This is a genomic window from Pseudoalteromonas sp. S2721 (assembly GCF_005887425.1).
GTDB lineage: Bacteria > Pseudomonadota > Gammaproteobacteria > Enterobacterales > Alteromonadaceae > Pseudoalteromonas > Pseudoalteromonas simplex.
Window position 1 is genome coordinate 65,861 of record NZ_PNCZ01000041.1, and the last position, 20,819, is coordinate 86,679.

Annotated in this window: 17 protein-coding genes; 10 read left to right on the plus strand and 7 right to left on the minus strand. The window is 42.1% G+C overall.

Annotated features, from left to right (window positions below):
- Window positions 1–45: 45 nt before the first annotated feature.
- A complete protein-coding gene (locus CWC02_RS15750; RefSeq protein ID WP_138619264.1) occupies window positions 46–3,144 on the minus strand; it encodes an efflux RND transporter permease subunit in 3,099 nt (1,032 codons plus the stop codon).
- 3 nt (window positions 3,145–3,147) lie between these two features.
- Window positions 3,148–4,200, minus strand: coding sequence for an efflux RND transporter periplasmic adaptor subunit (locus CWC02_RS15755; RefSeq protein WP_138619266.1), 1,053 nt, complete (start codon window positions 4,198–4,200; stop codon window positions 3,148–3,150).
- A 242-nt stretch (window positions 4,201–4,442) separates the two neighbouring features.
- On the opposite strand from CWC02_RS15755, the gene CWC02_RS15760 reads away from it, so the two are divergent.
- The 4 genes from CWC02_RS15760 (at window position 4,443) to CWC02_RS15775 (ending at window position 7,799) form a co-directional block, all read left to right on the plus strand.
- Window positions 4,443–5,156, plus strand: coding sequence for a DUF2982 domain-containing protein (locus CWC02_RS15760; RefSeq protein ID WP_138599679.1), 714 nt, complete (start codon window positions 4,443–4,445; stop codon window positions 5,154–5,156).
- Window positions 5,157–5,183: 27 nt separating this feature from the next.
- Window positions 5,184–5,516 (plus strand): hypothetical protein, encoded by a 333-nt coding sequence (locus CWC02_RS15765; protein WP_054551111.1) that lies wholly within the window; start codon window positions 5,184–5,186, stop codon window positions 5,514–5,516.
- Window positions 5,517–5,599: 83 nt separating this feature from the next.
- Window positions 5,600–7,276, plus strand: a complete 1,677-nt coding sequence (locus CWC02_RS15770; RefSeq protein WP_138619268.1) for an Lcl C-terminal domain-containing protein — start codon at window positions 5,600–5,602, stop codon at window positions 7,274–7,276.
- A 1-nt stretch (window position 7,277) separates the two neighbouring features.
- Complete coding sequence (locus tag CWC02_RS15775; RefSeq protein WP_054551113.1) at window positions 7,278–7,799, plus strand: Lcl C-terminal domain-containing protein; 522 nt, start codon at window positions 7,278–7,280, stop codon at window positions 7,797–7,799.
- Here the strand turns inward: CWC02_RS15775 and CWC02_RS15780 are convergent.
- Window positions 7,787–8,896 (minus strand): tRNA nucleotidyltransferase/poly(A) polymerase-related protein, encoded by a 1,110-nt coding sequence (locus CWC02_RS15780; protein ID WP_138619270.1) that lies wholly within the window; start codon window positions 8,894–8,896, stop codon window positions 7,787–7,789. The genes CWC02_RS15775 and CWC02_RS15780 overlap by 13 nt on opposite strands.
- A 125-nt stretch (window positions 8,897–9,021) precedes the next feature.
- On the opposite strand from CWC02_RS15780, the gene CWC02_RS15785 reads away from it, so the two are divergent.
- Entirely contained in the window at window positions 9,022–9,942 is a 921-nt protein-coding gene (locus CWC02_RS15785) for an ExeA family protein (RefSeq protein WP_138599682.1), read from the plus strand.
- Between the two features lie 13 nt (window positions 9,943–9,955).
- Window positions 9,956–11,005, plus strand: a complete 1,050-nt coding sequence (locus tag CWC02_RS15790; protein WP_138619272.1) for a general secretion pathway protein GspB — start codon at window positions 9,956–9,958, stop codon at window positions 11,003–11,005.
- 20 nt (window positions 11,006–11,025) lie between these two features.
- Here the strand turns inward: CWC02_RS15790 and CWC02_RS15795 are convergent, their stop codons facing one another.
- Both CWC02_RS15795 and putA read right to left on the minus strand, forming a co-directional pair.
- Entirely contained in the window at window positions 11,026–12,234 is a 1,209-nt protein-coding gene (locus tag CWC02_RS15795) for a cyclic di-GMP phosphodiesterase (RefSeq protein WP_054551117.1), read from the minus strand.
- 151 nt (window positions 12,235–12,385) lie between these two features.
- Complete coding sequence (putA, locus tag CWC02_RS15800; RefSeq protein ID WP_054551118.1) at window positions 12,386–16,189, minus strand: bifunctional proline dehydrogenase/L-glutamate gamma-semialdehyde dehydrogenase PutA; 3,804 nt, start codon at window positions 16,187–16,189, stop codon at window positions 12,386–12,388.
- Between the two features lie 166 nt (window positions 16,190–16,355).
- Here putA and CWC02_RS15805 point away from each other — a divergent pair, with 166 nt between their 5' ends.
- The gene (locus CWC02_RS15805) at window positions 16,356–16,838 is read left to right on the plus strand and encodes a winged helix-turn-helix transcriptional regulator (protein ID WP_054551119.1); all 483 of its coding nucleotides are present in this window, start codon (window positions 16,356–16,358) and stop codon (window positions 16,836–16,838) included.
- Between the two features lie 72 nt (window positions 16,839–16,910).
- Here CWC02_RS15805 and CWC02_RS15810 read toward each other — a convergent pair whose 3' ends face one another.
- The gene (locus CWC02_RS15810) at window positions 16,911–17,438 is read right to left on the minus strand and encodes a TetR/AcrR family transcriptional regulator (RefSeq protein ID WP_054551120.1); all 528 of its coding nucleotides are present in this window, start codon (window positions 17,436–17,438) and stop codon (window positions 16,911–16,913) included.
- Between the two features lie 120 nt (window positions 17,439–17,558).
- Between CWC02_RS15810 and CWC02_RS15815 the strand changes: the two genes are divergently transcribed.
- Window positions 17,559–17,759: a hypothetical protein gene (locus tag CWC02_RS15815; RefSeq protein ID WP_054551121.1), complete on the plus strand. Its 201-nt coding sequence runs from the start codon at window positions 17,559–17,561 to the stop codon at window positions 17,757–17,759.
- Window positions 17,760–17,833: 74 nt separating this feature from the next.
- Here CWC02_RS15815 and CWC02_RS15820 read toward each other — a convergent pair whose 3' ends face one another.
- A complete protein-coding gene (locus CWC02_RS15820; RefSeq protein WP_054551122.1) occupies window positions 17,834–18,433 on the minus strand; it encodes a TIGR04211 family SH3 domain-containing protein in 600 nt (199 codons plus the stop codon).
- Between the two features lie 213 nt (window positions 18,434–18,646).
- On the opposite strand from CWC02_RS15820, the gene CWC02_RS15825 reads away from it, so the two are divergent.
- Together CWC02_RS15825 and CWC02_RS15830 are read left to right on the plus strand one after the other, a co-directional pair.
- Window positions 18,647–20,167, plus strand: a complete 1,521-nt coding sequence (locus CWC02_RS15825) for a CYTH and CHAD domain-containing protein (protein WP_054551123.1) — start codon at window positions 18,647–18,649, stop codon at window positions 20,165–20,167.
- 37 nt (window positions 20,168–20,204) lie between these two features.
- The gene (locus CWC02_RS15830) at window positions 20,205–20,816 is read left to right on the plus strand and encodes an START domain-containing protein (RefSeq protein WP_171041494.1); all 612 of its coding nucleotides are present in this window, start codon (window positions 20,205–20,207) and stop codon (window positions 20,814–20,816) included.
- Window positions 20,817–20,819: the final 3 nt, after the last annotated feature.

The following is a 20,819-nucleotide window of genomic DNA, read 5'->3' on the forward strand; positions in this document are numbered from 1 at the left end:
AACAAAACGCCGTAAAGACGGCGTTTTGTATCAATAAAGTGCGTTTTAAATTTCTTCTAACGGCTTGTCTTTTGCTTGTTGTTCTAACTTGCTTTGTAAGTACTCAGGCGACTGAGTATTTCGAGCAAGTGCACTGTATGCTGCAGGTACCACGAATAAGGTAAGTAAGGTTGCAACAATAACACCAGTAAACACCACCACACCAATTACCATGCGGCTTTCTGCACCTGGGCCACTTGCAAGAACTAGCGGTACCGAGCTCATTACTGTGGTCAATGAGGTCATAATAATTGGGCGTAAACGCTGCGTAGCAGCTTGGCTAATCGCTTCGTTAAACTCAACGCCTTTATCGCGCAGTTGGTTGGCGAACTCAACAATCAAGATACCGTTTTTCGCACTTAAACCTATCAGCATTACAATACCAATTTGGCTGTAAATATTAAGAGTAAGTCCGGTGTACCACAAACCAAATAATGCTCCCACTAAACCAAGTGGCACAGTAAGCATGATCACAAATGGGTGAATAAAGCTTTCAAACTGGGCAGCAAGTACCAAAAAGGTGACTGTCAATGCCAGTATGAATACATAGGTCATTGCCGATGCGCCTTCATAGAACAGCTGCGATTCACCCTTGTAGTCGATTGCACCGTCGATGTCGTTTTCTTCTGCTGCAACTTGATTTAAGAAGTTAAGCGCTTCTTCTAGGGTATAACCATCTGCTAAGTTCGCACTTAACGTAATTGCGCGCATACGGTTATAACGGTTTAAACGCGATGCAGTGGCTTCTTCTTTTAAGCTAATTAAGCTATCAAGCGGTACTAATTCGCCACTGCGTGATTTTAAATAGATATTTGAGATATCAGTCGGATTAGCAAAGTCTTCTTTGGTGCCTTTTAAAATCACATCGTATTCTTCACCGCGGTCGATAAAGGTCGTTACGCGGCGTTGGCCTAACATGGTTTCGAGTGTGCGGCCCACATCCGATACAGAAACCCCTAAATCAGCGGCTTTGTTTTTATCAATGTTGATTAAAAACTGCGGGAACGTTTCTTTGTAATCATGATCGATTCTTACCATGCCTGGGTTTTTCTCAGCGCGCTTAATAATACGGTCTCGCCAATCGGCTAGTTGGTCGTAATCGTTACCTTGCAGTACAAATTCAATCGGGCGAGATGAACCACCGCCACCAATACCACGGCGCATAATTGCAAATGCACGCACATCGGTCACTTCAGTCATTTTGCCGCTGATTTCGTCCATTACTTCCCATGTTGAGCGCTTACGCTTATCCCAGTCGGCCATACCAATGATAGCAACACCACCTTGGCCGCCCCAGCCAGGTACACGAACAAGCACTCGGCTTAATTCACCAGATTCAGAGTAAGGCATTAAACGTTCTTCAATTTTTGCCATGTTTGCAGCGTTATTTTCATAACTTGCGCCCTCAGGACCACTCATCATGATAAAGAAAGTACCGCGGTCTTCTTTTGGCGTAAGCTCTGAAGGCACTTTTTGAAACAGCATAAAGCTGGCAACACCAGCCAAAATCATAGTCAGTAGCAAGCTCCATTTACGGCTCATATTTGAAGCCAGCGAGTTACGATAGGCGTTTTCGATTTTGTTAAAGGTTCTATCCATCCACTGGCTAAACTTGCTTTCTTTTTCTGAAGCTTTCAATACTTTAGAGCAAAGCGCTGGAGAAAGTGTTAATGCCGTAATACTAGAGAAGAACACTGCGGCGCTTACTGCCATCGCAAATTCTGTGAATAGGGCACCAATACGGCCATCCATAAACACTAGTGGCACGAACACCGCAATCAGTACGAGGGTGGTGGCAATAATCGCAAAGCCAACTTCACGGGCACCACGAAATGCAGCAAGCAGTGGTGGTTCACCCAGCTCTATACGGCGGTGAATATTCTCAAGCATTACAATCGCATCATCCACTACCAAACCGATAGCAAGCACGAGTGCCAGAAGAGTTAACAAGTTGATTGAGTAACCCATAGCGAGCAAGAACATAAAGCTACCCACTAACGCCACTGGTACGGTTACAGCAGGCACTAGGGTTGCGCGAATATTGCCTAAGAATAGGTAAATAACCAATACAACCAGCGCCATTGAAATCCCAAGGGTTCTATATACTTCATCAATAGACTCTTTGATGAAAATAGATGAGTCATAGCTGTCTTGAATGGTGGTACCTTCTGGCAGGTTACGCTTAATTTTTTCAAGCTCTGCGCGGGCATTATCAACCACGGTTAGGGTATTGGCTTTGGCTTGCTTGACGATACCCAAACCAATCATATTACGGCCATTACCACGGAATAAGCTTTCGTCGTCAGCAGCTTCTAGGTGAACATCAGCCACTTCACCTAAACGTACTAAATAGCCATCATCACCACGTTTGATCACTAAGTTTCTAAAATCTCGCTGATCTTTATAACTACGCGCGGTACGTACTGTAAAATCACGGTCGATAGATTCGATTTCACCGGCGGGTAATTCAACGTTTTCAGTGCGTAAGGTGTTTTCAATATCGCTACTGGTAATACCGCGTGCTGCCATCGCTTTACGGTTTAACCAGATTTTCATGGCGTATTTACGCTCGCCACCCACGCGTACGTTAGAAACACCATCAACAACGGCTAATCGGTCAACAATAAAGCGCTGTGCGTAATCAGATAACTGTAATGAATCCATGGTAGTACTGTTTAGTACGAACCAGGCAATTGGGCTTTCATCACTGTTTGATTTAGAGACCTCTGGTGGGCGAACTTGCTCAGGTAAGCTATCAAGGGCTCGGGCTACACGTTCGCGTACATCGTTTGATGCGGCATCGATATCGCGGCTGATATTAAACTCAATGGTGATGTTTGAGCGGCCATTTCGGCTCGACGAGTTAATACTTTTAATGCCTTCGATACCCGAAATGCGGTTTTCGAGTACTTGGGTGATTTTAGTTTCAATGATCTCTGCGCTGGCGCCGGTGTAATCAGTGCTCACACTAACAATCGGTGTTTCAATATCTGGGTATTCGCGCAGTGGTAGCATAGAAAATGCCACCAAACCAAAGGTAAGTAACAACAGGTTTATTACGATCGCAAAGACCGGGCGTTTAACGCTAGTATCAGTAATTTTCATGGTTTAGCCCTTGATACTTACTTTGCTGCCAGTACGGATCTTAATGATGCCTTCAGTCACGACTTGCTGACCATTTTCAAGGCCTTTATCAATAGCTACCCAGCCATTGTGACGACCCGCTACATGTACTTCGACTTTGTTAGCAACGCCATCTTCAATTTGGAACACGTAGTGTTTGTCTTGCTGAGGAATGACGGCTTTCTCTGGTACCATTAGCGCTTGGTTTGAGCTTAACTCTAATGCTGTATTTAACAGCATGCCTGGGCGTAATAGGCCTTTTTCATTGATAAAGCTTGCTGTCACTTCAACGCTACGAGTGACTGAATCGATACGCGAGCTAATGTGGGTCACTTTACCGTTGAAGGTTTTTTCTGGGTAAGCATCATTTTGCGTCATCACTTTCATACCCAGTTGTAACTGCGCTAGGTATTTTTCTGGCACTTTAAAGTCGACTTTAATGATACTGATATCATCAAGGGTGGTGATGTTTGTAGTATTGCTAACATAAGTACCAATTGAAATCTCGCGCTTGCCAAGTAAGCCAGAAAACGGTGCTTTAATTGTCATTTCTGCCAGCTTGGTTTTGGCGCTCTCAAGCTGCGCCTCGGTTGCATCAACACGTGAAAGCTGCTCTTCTAGTAAAGATTTAGCCGTTGATTGTGAGCGTGATAGCTCAGTGAGACGATCAAGTTGACGGCGCTCTTCGCGTAAATTAATGCTTAGCTCTTTAACTGCTAATTCTTCTTCTTGAGACTGTAACTGAACCAGTTTTTGACCTTTACTGACTAAGTCGCCATCATTGAAAAATATATCTGTAACATAATCGTTTTGCGCACTGCGAATATAGATCGCTTGGTTAGCACGAGCGCTACCTATTGCTTCTATGAGCACAGCATTTTCTTCAGATGTGACAGTGTGAGCTGTTACTTGAGTTGCAGCGCCTGAGAAGTTGCTCTGCTCACCTTGGCTCGAAGGAAGGTATAAGTAAATGCATAACCCTAGAAAAAGGGTAATAATAAAAGGGAATAGTGCCTTACCAGATTGTGTAGAGTACATCGTCGTGTTACCAGAAATTTAGTTGAGTGTAGTGTACAAAATTAGTACGTGCCACGTATGTCAGGTATCTCATAAATTTGTGCATTTAGCGTAAAAGTGAAAAGTTATGCTAATTTGTTCCTTTATTGTGACAAATTAAGAAAGGTTTAGAATGAGTAAAGCACCAAAGTGTAATTATTGTTTAACGCTCAGAAAAATAATATTGGTCACAATTGTGATGTTTATTTTTTACTTCTCTGTTTATGGATAAAAATCTTCCTGCACTAAAAGTGCGTGCTCAATCATCTCGCCATGGCAGTGAGTTTTTAATTGTTGGCGGAATTGGGTTAATCATTATTATGCTGGTTAACTTATTGAGACCCGGTGAAATTAGCATTGTTGAGATTTTTTTAGCCACAACCTGCATAGCGGCAATTTTTATTGGCTTTTTAAAAACTCAAGAACCATACTTTAGCTTAACTTTTACTCAGAATTTGCTTATTTATCATCATAAGATTGGGAATTGGCAGTTAAATCGTGCTAATTTTCATCATAGTGGTATACCAAAAGTGGAACAGGGCTTAGAATACCTTGAGTTAAATGCAGTTGGTATTAAACTCAATAACATAGATGAATTTTTAACACAGATTCACCCAAGAATTGCCGGACGATTACTTATAGAGCAACGTCATTTATTTATGCAAGTCATTCAAAAGTATTGCAAAAATGGTGATTGCCCATCAGAATGGTTAATAGAAGAGACGGACTACACGGCCCCTAGTGGTCAGATTTATAAAGGATTGATTGCCATGTTTGCCAATCGTACGCAACATTTAAGGCAGTTGACAGGATACGATTTACTATTACCTGCCAATGTTCTTGATGTTGATATTTGGCAATTCAGTGCTGATTTGAATCGTTGGAAACTGAACCCTAAAGAGTTTTTAGAGACTCGCTTACAGAAAAGTAAGCTATAGGCGGCAGTTATGTAGTAGGAAAAGACTATGAGTCAAGAACGTTCTTTTATTAAAAGCGGTCGAAACACAATTATACATAAAGATAAGAAACTCGATTTAGTGGTTGTGAATGGTGAGAACCATCCGCGCATTAAAGTTACTCAAAATGGTTTAGAGCCGTTTAAAGAAGACCTGCCAAAAAATCGTCGCGAGGCTAAAGAGCGTTATTTAGAAATGGTGTATGTATCAAGCCCAGATGTATTTGCAGAAGAAAAACGTTTGTTGTTTATCCAAGCCCTAGATGGCAGAGAATACAAAGTTGATTACAGTAAAATAGGCACCAAGCTCTTCGTACGTATCCACCAAGAAAGTTATTTATAACCCCAAGTTTGGCATTTTAATTGCTAGTTGTTAGTTTATTTGGCAGCCGGTTATTGCCGGCTTTGTATTTTAAGGTGGTATTCATGAGATTAGTGCCTCTTAGCCTAATAGCATTAACAACATTAACAGCTTGTGGTGGTGGCGGTTCGAGTGATTCGAATACAATCGCAGCGACAGTTAATGCTGGTTCAGATCAACAAATTATTGAAAAAAGTGAATTTACTGTCTCAGCTAAAGGCTCTCCTGCAGATGGTACCTTTACCTGGGAGCGTGTCAGTGGCCCCGCAGTAGAAGGTTTTCCTGCCGAAGGTGCTGAACAAACCATTACAGCTCCTGATATTAAACTTAACTCAGAACTTGTTTTAAAAGTAAATTACCAAACCGACGATGGGCAACTTGTTTCCGATCAGGTCAGTATTTTTATTACCTCGAATAATCAACTGCCAGTTGCAGTGATCACCCAAACTGCGCCAGAAGAGTTACCGTCAAAATATAATGATGTGATCACATTAAGTGGCGAAGAATCTGCTGATATAGATGAAAACGGTACAGTTGACAGTTATTTATGGACTCAACTTGATGGCCCTGATTTAACGGCTGACAACTACAACAACCAAACCATTAGCTTTACTCACCCACTACTTGAATCAAATACAGCGATGACATGGCGTTTAACTGTAACGGATGATGAAGGTGGCTCAGCAAGTACAGAGGCGTCGTTCACCTTAAACAAAACGGTTGAGGTAATTATTGCTGATGCAGGTGTTGATCAGCAGGTTATCGAGTTTGATACCGTAACCCTTGATGCCAGCAATAGTGAAATTGTGACGGCAACAAAATCATGTTTTTGGCAGCAATTAACAGGCGAAACCGTGACCTTGGCAAACCAGAACCAATGTATCACGACGTTTGTAGCCCCTGATGTTGATACCGATTCAGAGCTTAGTTTTGAAGTTACCGTGACAGACAGTAAATCGCGTAGCGACACAGATACAGTGATTATTGATATTAGCCCAAAACCACTGGGGTTAATTAACGATACCGGGATGAGTGATTGCTACAACAATTCGCAAAAAATTAACTGTGACAGCGAAGACTTCCCAAGCCAAGACGCAGATATAGGTCGTGACAGCGTCGCAAATCAGCTCGATAAAGTCGGCCTAGGTGATTTGGCATTTGATTTTACTAAGATGAATGAGTTTGCTGACGAACTTCCAGATGATGCGACTAGCTTTAGTTGCGTACGCGATAATGTAACTGGGCTTATTTGGGAAGTAAAAGAAGCAAGTTCAACATTGCCACCGGCAACCTCCGAGCGTGCAGCATCAAATCATTATACTTGGTATTTAAATGGTTCAAGCGGTGTGCAAACGGGTAGTATACAAGGGGCTGCGGGCTCTACCTGTCCAAGCACCAGTGACTGTGGCCTACAAACTTACATTAATGATGTGAACAGCAGCGACTTTTGCGGTGGTACAAACTGGCGTGTGCCAACTTACACGGAATTATTAGGGTTATTAGATTATGCCAAGCAAGGTGAGTCTACGTTACTTAACAGTGACTTCTTCCCAAATCAACCAAGTGATACTCAGTTAAGCACTGGTAGCAGTTCATTTATGCCTTATTGGACTTCGCAAACCGCGGCAGACGGTACAAGTTTATCGCAAGCTTATATTATCGATATGAGTAGTGCTAATGATTTAGCCTATCCGAAAAGTAACACCGCCTTTGTGCGCTTAGTTAGAACGCCAGGAGAGTAATATGCGAAAGTTACCATTAATTACAGCACTTACAGTTATTGCTCTTCAATCGGGTTATGCCGCTGCGCAAGTATGTTATAGCGCTGTCAATGAAACGACTCCTGATAGCCGCTTTGTTATTAACGAAGATGGCACAGTGAGCGACAGCGAAACAGGTCTAATGTGGCAACGTTGTACGTTTGGTCAAAGCTACAACGCTGAAACGGATACGTGTGAAGGTAATAGTCAGCAGCTTACTTGGGGCGAAGCTTTACGCGGGGCTGAAAATGCAACCTTTGCTGATTACAGCGATTGGCATGTGCCAAATGTTAAAGAGTTAGCCAGTATTTTAGAGCATAGTTGTGTGCAGCCTAGCATTAACGAAAACGCATTTTTATCGACTAAGCTGCAAAACTACTGGAGTAGCACTTCAGGGATCAGTCGCACTGATCTAGCTTGGGTGTATCAATTTGATAAAGGCATCAACAGTCTTCACGCAAAAACGTCCGATGTTTATTTGCGTTTAGTGCGCTACGAAAAGTAACCTTTAATAATCTTTAACCGCGCTTGCTCAAGCGCGGTTTTTATTTCTGCGCCTTTAATACCTTGCGCAATAAACTGTTGCGGGTTAACAGCTCGTGCTTGGGTGGCTGCGTTTTTGAGAGAGTCATAACAAACTACAGGCTGTTGGTGACTAACTTCTAATGTTTTGAGTACTTGCTCAAAACGTTCAGGGCGACGCCATAAATCAAGTTGATTAAAGCAAGCAAAAACGGTCTCGCTAGTCGGCTTTTCTGCACTTAAACTTGTTTGATGAGTTTGGCTAAACAGCGCTAAATCGCGCACTTCATTAGGTAAGCGTATGTTGCTAGCTATCGCTTTTATCTCATTGCTTGAAAGCGCTAAGGTAACTTGGCTGAATAATAACGCAGTGTCACTAATTTGTTGTTCATTCGCATAGGCAAAGCGAGCTTGTAAGGTACGGTAAAGCTCATCACACCATTTACTTTCAAGCTCAGGGCTAATTACATACAGACCATGGATGCTGGCAAGTACATTCAGAAACTCGCTAAATGCGCCATCACTGAGGGATTTTTCGCATTCTAACCAAACGCGTTCAGCAGTTAGCGTGTTCAGTTCACCGGCTTTAACCATCTCGGTCAATAGTGACTGGGTTTCTGGCGCAATAGTAAAACCTAGGTAATGATAACGAGCAGCAAAGCGGGCTACTCGCAATATGCGTAGAGGGTCTTCACTAAAGGCATCTGAGACATGGCGTAAGACACGATTTTCAAGATCCTGCTGGCCAGAGAATGGGTCAACTAAGCTGCCATCTTGGGCTTGTGCTATGGCGTTTACGGTGAGATCTCGACGAACTAAGTCTTGCTCTAATGTGACATCCGGCGCGAAATCACAAATGAAGCCAGTGTAACCTTGACCTTGTTTTCGCTCGGTGCGCGCCAGCGCATATTCTTCTTTACTTTGTGGGTGTAAAAATACCGGAAAATCTTTACCAACTTGTTGATAACCTTGGCTGATCAGTTGTTCTGGCGTGGCACCAACTACCACATAGTCGCGTTCTTTAACGTCACGACCAAGTAGGGCGTCTCTGACTGCGCCACCGACTAAATAAACCTGCATAAAACACCTATAATTTTACCTTTTCGCTATTTTACGTTATTTAACCAATAAAATGTAAACAAGGTTTTAAGTAGCGATGTTTTTTGCCATTATAGACCGTGATTTTAGACGCAAGGAATAACACGGTGTATTTAAGCTATTTTGGCTTGTCAGAAAAACCCTTTTCGATTGCCCCAAATCCTGAGTATTTATTTCTTAGTGAGCGCCACAAAGAGGCATTAGCGCACCTTACCTATGGATTAGGTGAAGCGGGAGGCTTCGTATTATTAACAGGCGAAGTGGGTACAGGTAAAACAACACTAACAAGAAGCCTGCAAGAGCAGTTACCTGAAAACACGCAAGTGGCACAAATTCATAACCCAGCTTTGTCACAGCTTGAGCTGCTTGCCAGTATTTGTGACGAATTAAAGATTGAGTATGACAGCGCGAATGCGACTCTGAAGACACTTACTGATGTGATTAAAAAGCACCTTGAGGCAAATAATCAAGCGGGCGGTCATACCATTTTAATTATTGATGAAGCTCAATTACTCGCTCCTGATGTGCTAGAGCAATTGCGCCTGTTAACCAATATCGAAACAGATCATAAAAAGCTACTGCAAATTGTGTTAGTAGGGCAACCTGAACTGCAAGAGTTATTAAAACGCACTGAATTAAGGCAGCTTGCCCAGCGCATTACGGCTCGTTATCACTTATTGCCACTTACTGAAGGGCAGGTGTTTGCCTATGTTAAGCATCGTTTATTTAAAGCGGGGACAGAGCAAGCCTTGTTCTCAGGGGATGCGTTAAAAGCGATTTATCAGGTTACTCAAGGGGTGCCGAGATTAATCAATTTGTTGTGTGAGCGGTGCCTCGTTGGTGCATTTTCACAGCAAAAGCTAAGTATCGACAGTGAGCTTGTAATGCTCTCTGCTGCTGAGGCTCTTCCTCCAACCAGTACCCCTGTTGCAACAGTAACAAATAAAGAGCCGAGTTATGTTTGGCTTTACCCAGTTTCATTTTTAGCCGTATTAGGAATGGGTATTGGTTTATCCTACCTAATATAACGAGTGTTCATTTATGTCCTTATTATTAGATGCAATTAAACAGTCTGATCAGCATGCACAAACTGCTGTAGATCATGACCAAGCCGCTCTTGCGCTCAAACAACAGCAAGAATTAACGCGCTATCGCCGTTTGGCCTTTTCATTTGGCCTATTACTGGCGGCGATATTAACCCTTATGGCAGGTTTTTCGATTGGTAAATGGTTACAGCAAACTAAAGTTGCTGAGCAGCCAAAGGTTGTTAATAACAGTAATGAAGCCGCAGAAAGCGTTGCGACTGAAGTTGAGGCAAACCCTGAAACACAACAACCAACGATGCAACAGCAAGTAGCACAAAGCCAAACCCCGCAAGTGGCCAATAACTCAGGGCAATCAGCTGCCATGCCACAAGGGCAAGTGCAACAATCTGTACCGCAACAAATGATGCAGCAGACTCCGGTGCAAGGTCAGCAATATCAGTGGGTGCAAGTACCTGTCAATTCAGCCCCAGTGTATGCTAATCAAGGTTATCAAGTTCAGCCTCAGTACCAGCAGCAAGCAATGTATCAAAATCAGCCCGTGTATCAGTCACAGCCACAGTTTTCGCAGCCAATGCAGCAAATCAATCCGCAGCAAATGAGCAGTAATGGCATTGATTTAAGTAAATATAAGGTGCTAGGCAAGCCGCTTGATGGTCAGCCAAGTCAACCAGCTTCTCAACCATCAACAAATGATGAATTAAGAGATGTGCCAGATACATTGAAAGATGCCTTTGCTAAAGCGGTTGAAGATGTTGATAACAAACATAGTGTTGATATTACCCGTAGCACTAAAAACACGTCTTATGCAGAGCCTATTGAGCTTTTGCCAGATGCATTACAAAGCCTTATTCCTACCATAAAATATCAAGCTCACATTTATGCTTCAGAAACATCGAAGCGCTGGATTAAGTTAAATGGTCGTGAGTTATATGAAGGCGATAACATCGGCGTGTTATCAGTAATTGAAATTACCCCAGAGCAGAGCTTATTAAGTTACGATGGCTATGAGTTTACCTTAAAAGCATTACAAGACTGGCCTGAATAGCCAGTCCTGAGCTTAAGGGATTAAGGTAAAATTGAGTTCTTAAAAAAGCGGATCAGGTCGATGTTGAACTCAGTCGGCCTGACGGCGGCTTCTAAACTGTCGTGACAGCGACTATTTGCTAAGTTTATATCCTGTATTTCGGTATAGCGTGCATGTTTAGCGTTATAGAACACTTTAACTTGAGGTTTTAAAGGGCTAGTAGGGTTACTGTGAGTGACCACACCTAATTTTTGGCTTTCAAGTTTCACTAAGGTGCCGACTGGGTGAACACCGATGCACTGAATAAACTTAGTGACTAGGTCTCCGTCAAAGCTATCGGGGCAGCCATCTTTAAGTATCTTAAATGCCTTAATTGGCTCCATACCAGCTTTATAGACCCGCTCTGCGGTTAATGCATCATAAACATCAACAATCGAAGCCATACGTACGTACAAGCTAATCTCTTCAGCACTTTTACCAAATGGGTAGCCACTGCCGTCTAAGCGTTCGTGATGGAAGCCTGCTATATCAACAGCAATTCCGCTCAAGCCTGCTTGTTCTAAAATTTCTTTACTAAAACGAGCATGGTCTTGAATAGTTTGGTATTCGGCATCGGTTAATTTTCCGGGTTTATTGAGTATTTCATCGGGAATATTTATTTTTCCAATATCGTGCAGTAAAGCACCGGTCGCAAGCTCCTCAATAATGGTTTTTTCGATACCTAAGTGTTTAGCAAAGATACTAATTAAAATCGAAACATTGATTGAATGTTCAAGTAGATAAGTATCTTTGTCACGCATACGGGTGATACAAGCAAGCGCATCTTGGTTACGAAAAACCGAGTCAATAAATCCAGTCGCGAGCTCTTGAAAAGGGGCAATATCAATTTTGTTGCCATTACGAATATCGTCAAAGGCTTTACTTTGTAATGATCTTGCTTCGTTATATAAGTTATTGGCTTTAGTCATTTCTGCCGACACACTGTGAGTAGTGTGCCAAGGATCGAAAGCGGCTGCGTCTCCTACTGGTTGCGGATTGTGTTGCTGCTCAACCACTTTATTGTCACTGTCTAAGGTCAGTGTTTTGTCTGGATCGATCGCAATTTCTAATATGCCAGCTTTGATCAGCTTGTCTATACTTCCCTGTGTTTTAACCCAACCTTGGTTTTTTATACGGATCTTGCCTGTTTGTTTTGTCACGCTCTGTACAAACATGCCCGGCTTAAGTTGATTGATAGGAAGTGTTTTCAAGACCTTTACTTCTAAACGACTACAATAATATAAAATTAGCAGAAAGTTCGTGTATCAGTAAATAATAATAGTAAAAAGGAGGGGTTTTATGGCTGTAAACAAAAAGCCCTCGACTAGCGAGGGCTTTCTCATTTAGTTATTGCAATACAACTTACTCGTCGTCTTCAACCAAGGTCATTAGTGATGTGTTACCACCTGATGCGGTTGTATCAACGCTGATTGTTTTCTCAGTCAGTAAGCGCTTGATTAGCGTGTCGTAGTACTCAGAGCTGATCACTGGCAGGATTGCACCTTTACGTTGTGCTAGCTGCTGGCTAAAGTAGCCTAAACGTGATGAACGAGCTGCAACAACCGCACCTGCAAGGTGAGGGTGCGCTAAGATAGCTTGTAACTGATTAGGTTTAGCAACTTGGAATACACCTTCAGCGATACCTGTAGAGATAAACTTGTCTCTGAATGCAACCGCTTCGTCAAAGAATAACTCAGAAGCAACCGTGATTACCGTGTTACCAGCAGCAAGTGCTGTGATAACCGAAATTGCCCAGAAGTTAAATGACGTACTCTTATCTGCATAACAAACCACACAACCACGAGGCTCTAAGTGAAGTGTGTTTGACTCACCCGTTGGCCCAGGCAACACAGTGTGCTTACGCATGTGTTTTTCAAGACGGTTAAGTTGCGCACGTGCATCAGCTAGCGTTAATGCTAAGTCATCGGCAAGCTCGTCAATAATTTCTACAGTCGCTACTTTTGCAAGTAATTGACGTACAGCAGAAACTCGGTCATTTAGTGGTGTCGCACGCCAGATCTTCTCATCGCGTAATGAGTTATCCATTAGCTTAGCAACTTGCTCAGCTGCACCTGAATAGTGGTGAGTATCTAACTCATCAGGTGTTAGGTTAGTCATTTGTACGTTATCTGGTGATGCTTTTTCTTTCACTAGACGTTGTAGGTAGTTAGGGCCACCCGCTTTAGGACCAGTACCAGATAAACCACGGCCACCGAAAGGTTGTACGCCAACAATCGCACCGATCATATTACGGTTGATGTAAACGTTACCCGCACGTGACATTTTCGCTAGGTACTCACAGCGCTCTTCGATACGTGAATGCACACCCATCGTTAAGCCAAAGCCCGTGCCATTGATTTGGTCAATCACGTTATCAAGCTCTGTGCCTTTAAAGCGGATGATATGTACACAAGGACCAAATACTTCGCGCTTAAGTACAGATAAATCTTTGATTTCGTATAAACGAGGCGCAAAGAAGTAAGCACCATTTTCACTGTTATCAGGAATAGCACACTCATAGTGAAGTGTTGCATTGCCTTTTAAGTATTCAACGTGGTCACTTAAGTTTTTAAGTGCTTTTTCGTCGATAACCGGGCCGATATCTGTTGAAAGTAATGAAGGGTCGCCAACGTGAAGTTCTTTTAAAGCGCCTTTGAGCATCTCAATGATGCCATCGGCAACGTCTTCTTGTAAGAATAATACACGTAGTGCAGAACAACGTTGACCAGCACTTTGGAAACCTGAACTGATCACATCATCAACAACTTGCTCTGGTAGAGCGGTTGAATCAACGATCATACAGTTTTGACCACCCGTTTCAGCAATAAGCGGTACTTGAATATCATTACGCGCAGCCAATGTTTGCGAAATAACAGTACCGGTTTCTGTAGAACCTGTGAACATAACAGCTTGAATACGCTCATCAGGAACGATGGTTTTACCTACTTCGCTACCACGAGCAATAACAGGTTGTACAACGTGCTCAGGTAAACCAACAGATAGCATAAGTTCAATGGTACGAAGTGCAATTAAGCTTGTTTGCTCAGCAGGTTTAGCAATAACTGTGTTACCTGTCACGATTGCCGCAGCAACTTGACCTAGGAAGATTGCAAGTGGGAAGTTCCATGGGCTGATACATAAGATCACACCACGTGCTTCAAAACGCTCATCTTCAGAAAGTTCCTCTGCGCGTGCAGCGTAGTAGCGGCAGAAATCCACTGCTTCACGAACTTCATCGATACCATCTTGAGTTACTTTACCTGCTTCTTTGATACATAGTGCCACTAACTCATCGTGGTGACGCTCTAAGATATCAGCAACACGGCGTAATAAGTTTGCGCGCTCTTTTACTGGCGTTTGTGACCATGACTCAAATGCTTTTTCTGCATTTTCTAAAAGTGCAGTCATTTCGTCAGAAGATTGTAGCTTCACATGCCCAATGATTTCTTTGTGATTCGCAGGGTTCTTCACTGGAAGAGAGCCTTCTGGCACATCGCTTAATTCAATGCGGTGCTCAGCAAACCAGGTATCAAGGTTTTCTTTAAATGGTGTGATTACGTTGATATCAGTTAAGTCCATGCCTTTTGAATTAGCACGTTCTTCACCGTATAAATCAATTGGCATCTTAATTTGCGTGTTGTACTTGTTACGTAAACCTTGCAGTGTTTCTACAGGGTCAGGTAACAGTGATTCAACAGGCTTAGTGGTATCAACAATCGCATTTACGAATGATGAGTTAGCACCGTTTTCTAATAAGCGACGTACTAAGTAGGCAAGTAAGTCTTCATGTTGACCTACAGGCGCGTAAACACGACATTGAATTTTTTCTTGGCTTACGATTTGATCGAATAACGACTCACCCATACCGTGTAGGCGTTGGAATTCAAAACCTTCGTTATCACCTTTTGCAACTTCTAAGATTGTTGCTGCAGTGTAGGCGTTGTGTGTAGCAAATTGCGGGTACAATACATCACGTGCTTCAAGTAGTTTGATAGCACAGGCTTTGTAAGAAACGTCTGTGGTCGCTTTACGCGTGAATACCGGGTAGTGATCTAAACCATCTTGTTGAGTGGTTTTGATTTCTGTATCCCAGTATGCGCCTTTTACAAGACGAACCATTAGTTTACGACCAACGCGACGAGCTAGTTCTGCAACCCATTCAACGACAAAAATAGCGCGTTTTTGGTATGCTTGAACGGCTAAACCAAAGCCGTTCCAGTTACCTAAATCGTCATCACTGAATACCGCTTCAATAACATCTAAAGAGATATCTAAGCGGTCAGCTTCTTCAGCATCAACAGTAAAGCCGATATCGTAGCTTTTCGCTGCAAGCGCAAGTTCTTTTAACTTAGGTACGATTTCAGCAATAACACGTTCACGATGTGTGAACTCATAGCGTGGGTGAATCGCAGAAATTTTAACTGAGATACCAGGGCTCTTGATTGGACCACGGCCATTTGCTGCTTTACCAATTGCGTGAATAGCTGTCATGTAGCTGTTGAAGTAACGCTCTGCATCTTTCATTGTGCGTGCGCCTTCACCTAGCATATCGTATGAGTATACGTAGCCTTTTTGCTCTTTATCGGCTGCACGTTCAATCGCTTCGTTGATAGTACGACCCATAACGAATTGCTTACCCATGATCTTCATCGCGAAGTTCACAGATTTACGAATAACAGGTTCACCTAAACGACCAATTGTTTTTTTAAGAACACCGAATTGCTGCTCTTTTGATTTGTCGCTGTAGTTAACCATTTTACCGGTTACTAACAGACCCCAAGAAGAGGCGTTTACAAATAAAGAATCGCTGCTACCTAAATGCGAGCTCCAGTCACCTTTAGCAAGTTTGTCACGAATTAGTGACTCTTGCGTTGCTTTATCTGGAACACGTAATAGTGCTTCTGCAAGACACATTAATACAACGCCTTCTTCACTCGAAAGTGAGAATTCATTTAGTAATGCATCTACACCGCTTTGACCATCCTGATCGCGACGGATATTTAAAACCATTTGACGAGCACGTTCCCACGCTCGGCTACGCGCTTTCACGCCTACTTCAGCCAAAGGCAAAATATGATCAATAACCGCATTTTCGTCAATACGGTAGAAATCACGGATCTTTTGTCTAATTGGACATTCAGTTGTCAAATCGCCATTAAATAGCATATGTAACCCTCTGGTATGTGGAGTCTAGAAATGAACTTATTGCATTTCTTACCATTGATATAATTCGTGCATTCTAATTAAAATCCAGCAGAATATGCTGGTTAAATTTTTCGATTTACGATAATTTACAGGGCATACCGTTAACTTAGCCGCATAAAATTCTGTTATGACCAGTCCGAATAGATTACGCATGTTAGATCGCATCGATTTAGCAATTTTAGACGCTCTGCAAAAAAATGGCAGAATATCGAACGTAAACCTCGCAAAACAGGTAAATCTGAGCCCAAGCCCGTGTCTAGATCGTGTAAAACGTTTAGAGCAAGAAGGCTACATCGAAGGCTATTACGCAAAGCTTAGCGAAGCTAAACTTAACCAGAGCTTGTTAGCACATGTACAGGTATCATTGGTGACCTCGAATACATCAGTATTTAAAGTGTTTCGCGAATATATATTGAATATTCCACAAGTGGTTGAATGCGACATGGTCGCTGGTGGCTATGACTACCTATTAAAAGTACGGGTCTCAGATATGGATGAGTATCGCCAAGTACTGGGTGATTTAGTAGATATTCCCGGAGTGGGTACGCATCACACCTATATGGTGATCGAAAAAATAAAACAGGACACAGGCCTTAGATTCGATATTTAACGTAAGGAAACCGAGTGGTTTCCTATCTTTCTGTCGCACTGAACGAACGGCGCTACAGTTTATACAACTAACCTAATTGATGTTAATTTTTGATAGTTTTGCTTTGAGTGTTGCCAGCATCGAATCGACAGAACTGTCTTCCTGATTAAGCCCTTCCATGAGCGTCATAAAGTAAATATCAATAATGATATCTGCATCTAAAGCGGTTGCTTCATTGTCATTGATCAGGCGCTTTTTGAATGCTTTAAGCTGCGGTTCAAGCTCGTTCTGTTGCCACATAATTTCTTTAAATAACTCTCGGCTAAACTCCTTTTTTGCAAGGTAAAACTCATAAAGAAAACAAGCGTAATGGTACATTCTATCTGTCGCTGTAGTACTCGAATCTGAGTGTTTAGCGCGGCTTAGAATATCTTCTAGTTCACTCTCAAAACTGTATTTAAGAATCTCAACTTTAGTCGCAAAGTGACTAAATACTGTGCCATTGGCGACATTAGCTGCTCTTGCAATATCTCGTGTGCTGGTCTGGTGGTAGCCGAGCTCTGAAAAAAGCTGCCATGAGGCTGTAAGTATCTGTTGTTTTGTTTGCTCTTTTTTGGTCACTGAACACTCCAATTTTTATGCTATTTAACCAGAAATTAAAAAAAACTCAATCAAAGGTGTTGTAAATTGAGCGTGCTCAATATTAAAATGAGCGCGCTCAATTAAATGGATGGTTGCACTATGAATAAATTAAAACGCTTAATTGGTTATGTATTATTCGTACCTGGTATTTGCTTTTATAGCTTTATCTTAGGCCCTCTGCTTATTGCAGTGCTATTGCCTGGAGGCTTGATATTGTTATTGCTTATCTTAGGTTACAAAGAGGGGTTTTTAGTGTTAAAGCAAGAAGTGTTTAATACTCTTAGACAAAAATGCTCTTGAGTAAAAAGTGGATAAGTTTAAAAAATAAACCCTGCAAAATGCAGGGTTTATTTTTGTCAAAATGAGGAGGAGGTTTATGCCCAGCCGTCGTAACGTTTACGACGAGATAACACCACGGTTAGGATAATACCAAGTAGTAAGCCGATGAACGCAATTGCGCCGCCATAAGTTAATAACTGACGTTTCTCTTTGGCACTGGCTGTTTGCTTAGCGTTACGCTCAGACTCAATGGTACTTTTAAGTGCTTCAATTTGCTTGCTAAGCGCTAGGTTTTGCTCTGTTAGTGATTTGTTCTGCTCTTGTAGTTGTGGTAGTTCAATTTCAGCTTGACGAAGCTGTTCTTGCATTACCGTCATGTCGTTATTCAGCGCTTGAAACTGTTGTTGAATACCTGCGTTTTCAGTAACAAATTTTGACTCTACCCAACCTTCACGATCTTTATCATCACGAATTTTAAAGTAGCCATTATCTTCACCCGACAATAACACTATTTGTGTACCTGCATCGACTGAACCTAAAATGCGGTAGTTTTTGCTTGGACCTGAGTGCATAAAGGTGTACAGGTTATCGACTATGTAGGCGGTGTTTTGGCTGTCGCTGCTTGGTGCTTCTTCTGCGTAGCTAATAAAAGAGGTGGCCGCAAGGAGCAACCCAAAAATACACTGTTTTAACATCAATCTACCTTGTTAATGTGATCTTGCCTATAAGTGGCTAAATTTATAATTTCTTTATGTATAGAGATAGTAGGGATTTCAACTATTAATAGCAAGGCTGATATTGTAATCCGTGCGTGGGCTTAACCGCAAAAAACAGGAAAAAATTTGCATTAACAGTCTGCTTTGTTTATTTTGATCACTTATTTATTTTAAATGTACTCCGCAAAGCGAATGGATACTGAGATAGAACTGAAGTTTTTGGTGTCAGATGCCGTTGTTCCACTGATCCCCGCATTAATTACCCAATTTGCAAAAACCGTTACCAATAAACCGTCACGCAACTTACAAAATGCTTATTACGATACGCCAAGCCGAGAATTACGTGCTTTAGATATTGGCCTTCGTACTCGCTGTTGTGATGGTGAGTGTGAGCAAACCATCAAGCTTGCTGGCGAAGTGGTTGGTGGCTTACATCAGCGCCCTGAATACAATTTGCCACTGTCAGGTAATCGCCCTGATTTACTTGCATTTGATGCTGCTATTTGGCCGCATGGTATGCAAGTGCCTGCCATCGCAGAAAACCTATACCCAATTTTTAGCACTAACTTTATACGCCGTACTTGGTTACTCGAAACCGAAAATGGCGCAAAAATTGAAGTGGTATTAGATAAAGGTGAAGTGGCGGCATCGGGCCAAGTTGAGCCAATCTCTGAACTTGAAATCGAACTGATTGAAGGTAGTCGCAATGAGTTGTTTGCTTTGGCAGATAAACTGGTAAGTGAAAGCCATGTTCGCTTAGGGCTTTATTCTAAAGCTGCTCGAGGTTATCGTCTTGCAGATGACAAACCATTAAAAGCAAGCAAATCAATTGGCTTTGTGCCACTAAAACGTGGTGCAACCCAAGAACAAGCCTTAGTAGAAAGCATTAACTACGCGATTCGCTTTGTACAAAAACATGAAGCCTGCTACTTCATAAAACCAAGCTTAAAAACCCTTAAGCGTGTCACCGACGGTATTCGTTTGATTCGCCATACATTTTGGCTGTTTGACGATATTGTTAGTAAAGACGATACCGACTCATTACGTACAGAATTAAAGTGGTTATTAAGCGAATTAGCATGGGTTGAAAATGCTATTCAGCTAAAAACCTACACATCTAAGCGCCATGCGTACTACAAAAAAATCAACAGTGCGCCTGAGCTCACTCAAGTTATTAATGACTTAAAAGAGTTGCAGCCAAGCATTGAAGATATCGAAAAACTTTTCCATAGCACCCGATACAATCGCTTATTATTACAATTAACAACCTGGTTGATTGAAAAACAATGGCGTAAGTCATGGGGGCAAACTGAGTTTCAAGCTGCTGAAAAACCTGTTGCCGATATTGCTAAGCGTTTATTTGCTAAAGATTGGCACGATATGCACGAACTTATTCCTGAGCAGCAAGTGTTTACAGATAAAGACTATTTGGCACTGCGCACCCGCCTTGAAAACTCATTACTCAGCGGCAACTGCTTAGGCGCTTTGTTCGATAAAGAAGATCGAAACGAGTTTCGTATGCCGTGGGTTGATATCTCTCATGGTATTTATGAGTTAAGCACCCTTGAGTACTTAAAGCAGTTATGTGCAGGGCAAGACGACTTAGAGCTAACAAAAATTCAATCATGGCTTGATCAAAAGTCAGAATTTTTGGTCAGTGCAATGGAGCAAAGTCGCCACGCGTCATTTAATACAGACCCTTATTGGTTTTAAATAAATGCGCTTGTGCCTATGGATAGGGTTAGCATGTTTGAGTCTCTCGGCAGTGGCTAACCCTATTGAATGGCAAACCTACAAACAGCAAGACGATATAAAGGTTAGCTATAAAAAGCACGAAACTGGCATTATAGAAATTAATGCTTCTGTGCTGGTAAAAAATGCTAAGGCCAGTGACTTTATGGCGCTGTTAAGTGATACCGACAACGCGCCCAATTGGCTCGAAAATGTTAAAAGCGTGACTTTAATGGAGCGCTTAAGCCCCTCAGAAACCCTTGTTTACACTCACTTTAACTCGCCTTGGCCGGTGTTAGATCGCGATTTGGTGAGTTACTCTTGTTATCATGCCTTAGGTGAACATAAAACAGAGCTAAAAATTATCAGTCAGCCATACGCTAAAGCAGAAGTCTCTGGGGTTGTGCGTATTAAAGAGCTCAGGGCTTATTGGCGTTTAGAAGAGCAGCAAAGTAATTTATTGGTAAGCCATCAGGCCTATGCTGATCCGGGTGGCTCAATCCCGCATTGGTTGAGCAATAAGGTATCGCTAAAAAGCGTTTATAAAACGCTACAAGCACTGACAGAGCAATTAACCAATAATCAGTTCTCGCGAGATAACTTAATAAGTCAGTTAGGTTCGTGTTCATAAAAA